The 5,174-nt window shown below is 31.0% G+C and carries 6 protein-coding genes; all 6 read left to right on the top strand.

The window, feature by feature from the left end; all coding sequences use genetic code 11:
• Positions 1-119 precede the first annotated feature (119 nt).
• Complete coding sequence (locus CI949_RS16570; protein WP_290768339.1) at positions 120-425, top strand: EAL domain-containing protein; 306 nt, start codon at positions 120-122, stop codon at positions 423-425.
• Between the two features lie 35 nt (positions 426-460).
• Entirely contained in the window at positions 461-1,621 is a 1,161-nt protein-coding gene (locus CI949_RS16565) for an HD domain-containing phosphohydrolase (RefSeq protein ID WP_290768336.1), read from the top strand.
• Positions 1,622-1,672: 51 nt separating this feature from the next.
• A complete protein-coding gene (locus CI949_RS16560) occupies positions 1,673-2,986 on the top strand; it encodes a diguanylate cyclase (protein ID WP_290768334.1) in 1,314 nt (437 codons plus the stop codon).
• A gap of 346 nt (positions 2,987-3,332) precedes the next feature.
• Positions 3,333-4,667: a GxxExxY protein gene (locus CI949_RS16555; protein ID WP_290768332.1), complete on the top strand. Its 1,335-nt coding sequence runs from the start codon at positions 3,333-3,335 to the stop codon at positions 4,665-4,667.
• Positions 4,668-4,720: 53 nt separating this feature from the next.
• Positions 4,721-4,972, top strand: coding sequence for a hypothetical protein (locus CI949_RS16550; RefSeq protein WP_133531345.1), 252 nt, complete (start codon positions 4,721-4,723; stop codon positions 4,970-4,972).
• Positions 4,969-5,174 (top strand): nucleotidyltransferase family protein (locus CI949_RS16545; RefSeq protein ID WP_290768327.1); only part of this gene is annotated, 206 nt, incomplete at its 3' end. The genes CI949_RS16550 and CI949_RS16545, both read left to right, overlap by 4 nt.

Genomic DNA, 5,174 nt, shown 5'->3' with positions numbered 1-5,174 from the left:
AATATGAATGGTAATTCTTACCGAATGAAAGAAACTGAAGAGTGGCTGGGTCAATAAAATTAATATTATTTTTTGCTTACCCGGGTCAATTTTCAATTAGTAAAAGGGTCAAATTTCACTTGACAAAAACAGTTTTAGATGATTTTGGTACTGGTTATTCATCTCTAGGGGTTTTAAATGATCTTCCTATTCACACAATAAAACTTGATAAAAAATTTATCGATAAAATTAATCAGGATTCTGATAAATATATGGTTGAAGCAATTATTCAGCTGGCACATAAACTTAAGATGAGTGTTGTTGCAGAAGGGCTTGAGACTGAAGAACAGGTGGAGCAATTTCAGAAATTAAACTGTGATTATGCACAGGGATTTTATTATTTTAAACCGCTTACTACAACAGAAATAGAAAATCTATTATTATAATTGGGGTTTAGATCAGTATTTTAAGGGGTGGAAGTATGGATAATAATTATCAAGGTAATCAGAATGATTTGGTGAAACTGATTCAAAGATACGAACTGGAATTAGAACATAGAATAAAGTCTGAAAATGAGATTAATATGATTGCTAAAATGTTGACTTTTCCAGATCAAGATAATATTAATGAAATCCTTAAGATACTGGGTAAAATGACTAAGGTTGATCGGACCTATATCTTTGAATTTAAAGATAATCTAAAATTTATGGATAATACTTATGAATGGACTGCAGAAAACGCTGAGTCTGAGATCGAGAATTTAAAGAACTTGCCGAGTGATTTATTCCCCTGGTGGATGAAAAAGTTGAAAAACAATGAAACAATTGTTATTGAAGATATTGAAGAAATACCAGCTGAAGGAAATAATGAAAAAGAGATGCTAAAAGATCAGTCCATAAAGTCATTATTAGTAATTCCTTTATTTAAGGATAGTCTTAAAGGTTTTATAGGTTTTGACGATATAAAAAGTAAAAGAAAGTGGAATTATGCTGATATTGACCTGCTGAATGCAATTGGTAATCTTATCCTGTCTTACTGGGATAATGTTGATAAAACAAAAAAATTACATCAGGTAAATAAAGAGCTTTCTCAGACGGTTTCTTCGATGATCAATATTTTAGTCAATATTAGTGTAGAACGTGATCCTTATACTAAAGATCACAGTAGTCGGGTTGCTTTAATTGCTGAAAATATTGCTGAGGAATTTGGATTTCAATCAAATGAATTATCAACTATTAAAATTGGTGCGCAATTACATGATATAGGTAAAATTAATGTGCCTAGGAGTATTTTATTCAAACCGGGTAGTTTAAGTGAGCTGGAGTTTGAAATGGTTAAACAGCATACAAGATTTGGTTATGAGATAATTAAAGATGTTAATCTACCAAATGTTATTAAGGATATTGTACTTCACCATCATGAAAGGAATGATGGTTCAGGTTATCCAGATGGTCTTAAAGAGGCTGAAATGCCTTTTGAGACCAGATTGATTGCAGTAGTAGATGTTTTTGAAGCTATGACCTCTCATAGAGCATATAGGCCGTCTCTGACTGTTGATGAGGCTCTATCTTACTTAGATGAAAACAAAGGAATTATGTTTGATCAGGAAATAGTTAATTGTCTAAAAAGTCTTTATTTATAAACTTTGCTTTGTTAAGATATTTAAAGTATTGAGTTTTTGGAGGTTTTAAGAATGTTTTTTTTAGGTGCAGCATTACTGGTTCTGCTTATTATTTTTGTAATTCATTTGTGTAGAAATAGCAAAAGAAATATGCAAATGAATAATTTAAAACTTAAAGATTATGAAGCGATTTTAAATAATACCCATGATGCGATATTTTTAGTTGAGGTTATTTATGATCAGGAAGTAATTTTTAAACTCAAGAGGTTAAATACTACCTATGAAAGATTAACAGGTTTTAGAGAAGAAGACCTAATAGGAAAAAGCCCAGAGGAGATTCTAATTGAAGAAGAAAGTGAAATAGTAAAATCAAGATATGTTAAATGTATGCAGAAAGGTGAAACTATTTCTTATGAAGAAACTTTAGAACTGCCTAGAGGAAAGAAAACCTGGCATACTAAGTTAACCCCTGTTTTTGATGGTAATAATCGAGTAATACAATTAATTGGTTCTAGTAGAGACATTACAAAAATGAAAAAAGTAGAAAAAAATATCAAAGTTAGTGAAAATAAGTTCAAACAGATATATGAGGATAACCCAGTGGGCTTAATTAAAAGTGACCCAGAAGGAAATATTTTGGACTTAAATAAAAAGATGCTCCAAATAATAAATGCTCCAGGCAAAGATGAAGTTGTTGGCATGAGTTTTAAGAAAATAGAAGCTACTAAAGATATCTGGCCAAAAAATCCTGATTATTTTAAAAAGAGAAAAGTATTGTCTGGTGAAATATGTTATACCAGCAGATGGAGAAAATCAATTTGGATTAATTATTCGATAAAGCCCATAATAACTGATGATTCTATTTCTGAATTATTGGTTGTTTGTAATGATATTACTGATTTAAAAGAAAATGAAAGAAAACTAAAGTATTTATCTTTTAAAGATGAACTGACTGACTTATATAACCGCAGATACTTTACTAATGAGTTAGCTAGATTGAACAGTTCTAGAGAAATACCAATCAGTATAATTGTTGGAGATTTAGATAAACTCAAGTTTATAAATGATAGTTATGGACATGAAATTGGAGATGACTATATTAAGAAAGCGGCTGAATTATTGAGTTCCTGTCTGCGTAAATCAGATATCATTTCTCGAATGGGTGGAGATGAGTTTGCTATATTATTACCCAATACTGATTTGAAAACTACCCAAAGAATCTATAATAGAATTAAAGATAGATTTAGAGAAGAAAAACTTCATAATGATATTAAGATGAGTATTTCTTTAGGGTTAGCTGTTAAAAAAGATGAAGCTACTGATCTAAAAGAGGTTTACATTGAAGCTGATCATAACATGTATCAGGAGAAAAACCGACAATATTAAGAGACTTAGGCAAATAGTGTCTGAGTCTTTTTTGTTGCCTTAACCTAACCACTTGGAAAATTATGTTGCCATTCATCGAGATGAGCACAGGCCTAAACTTCCTGATTATCCGCCGATCTCTATTTTTTATTTTGCAGATAAACAGTTCAATACAGGGATTAAAGAGGTTAATATTGAGGGTAGTAAGGTTAAAATATTTGATAAGGAGAAAAACAAATTGTGACTGCATCAGACTGAGAAACAAAGTGGGTACTGATGTTGTAAAAGAGGCTATGCAGAACTATCTTAAGAGGGAGGATAAGAACATCTCTAAACGATTATATCTATCTTGAGTGCAATGATTGCGATGTATAATAAGCCCGGTATTTGTCTGGCAGTGGATGAGCTTGATGCCGGCATATTTGAATATCTTTTAGGTGAAATTCTGGAAATTATACAGGATAGAGCAAAAGGACAGTTGGTCTTTACTTCTCATAACTTAAGACCTCTGGAGAAACTGAATAAAGAGTCACTGATTTTTACAACCACTAATCCCCAGAATCGATACATTAGATTTACCAATGTCAAGGAAACAAATAATTTAAGAAGCTTTTATTATCGAGCTATAAATTTGGGTGGGCAGGCTGACAGAGATAAAACATTTTATAGTGTAATTTTATCAGGGGTACATGATGTAAAAAACCTTAAACTAAAATTAAGAGATGATGAAGAACATAAGTACAATAGTACCTGGAATATTGCCAGTGAGTTTAAGGTTGATTTTGAGCTGGAAGTCGATCAAATTGCTTCGATGTTAAACGAGTACCAGGAAGACAGGACTATTGACCTGGATTTAGATTATTTTGCTGAGAAAATGCATTATTATACTTCAGGTCACCCTTTTTTAGTTAGTAAACTTGCAGAAATCATTGCAGAAGAAATACTAAGAGAAAATGAGTCCAGCTGGAATCAAGAATATCTTGAGCAGGCAGTAAAAATTATTTTAGCAAAAGACCTTCCTAATTTTGAAACATTAATTAAAAATATCGAAAATAATAATGATTTAGAAGATATTTGTATAGATTTAATTGTAGATGGTAGAAAAATCACTTATAATCTTGATAATCCGACAATAGAAAAGGGAGAGCTATACGGTATTTTCAAAAATGATAACGGCAGCTTAAAAATTCATAACAGAATCTATGAGCAGCGAATATACAATTATTTAATTTCTAAAATAGAAAACTCAATGGAAAGTGATGCTTTTGATTTCAAAGACAGCTTTATAGATAATGGTCAGCTGAATCTAAAAGCAGTACTGGAGCGTTTTCAGGTTTTCATTAAAGAACAATATAGTGATCGTGATAGAGATTTTTTAGAAAGAAATGGTCGCTTGATTTTTCTCGCTTTTTTAAAGCCAATCATCAATGGTAAAGGATTTGATTTCAAAGAAGTACAGATTTCTCAGGAAAAAAGAATTGATGTAGTAATAACCTATCTTGAACAGAAATATATAGTAGAATTAAAAATATGGCGGGGAGAAGAATATCACCAGCGAGGACTGGAGCAGCTTGCTGATTATTTGGAAAGCCAGAATATGGATCAGGGTTATCTCTTGAGTTTTAATTTTAACCTGAATAAAGAATATAAGAATGAAGAAATGGAAGTTAAAAATAAAAAAATCTTTGCTTACTGGGTATAAATATAGCTTTGTGATATAATAGAAATAGAAAGTAATAAGGGAAAGATTTCAAAATGAAATGGAAAGATATTAGAGATGAATATCCTGATAGTTGGATTCTACTAGAAGCAATAGAAGCTCATTCGGACCAGAAAAAAAGAGTTGTTGATAAAATAGCTGTTCTTGACATATTTAATAATAGCGATGAAGCTATGAAAGCTTATAGGGAACTTCATAAGAAGAACCCTGAAAGAGAAATCTATGTTGCTCATACTAAGAACAAGAATCTTGAAATAGAAGAAAGAAATAGGAGGTCGATAATATGACAGGTCAAGAAATTATTGAATTTTTGCAGAGTAACAGAAACACATTAGATAGATTTGGAATTAAGAGTATTGCTTTATTTGGCTCATATGTTAGCGAACAGGCTACTAATAATAGTGATATCGATCTTCTTGTTGAATTTAAAGAAGGCGAGAAGACCTTTGATAATTATATGGATCTAAAATTTTATCTTGAATATAATTT

The organism is Halanaerobium sp., from assembly GCF_003070835.1.
The sequence above is the reverse complement of the archived record's forward strand: the minus strand, read 5'-3'. Positions and strand labels throughout refer to the sequence as shown.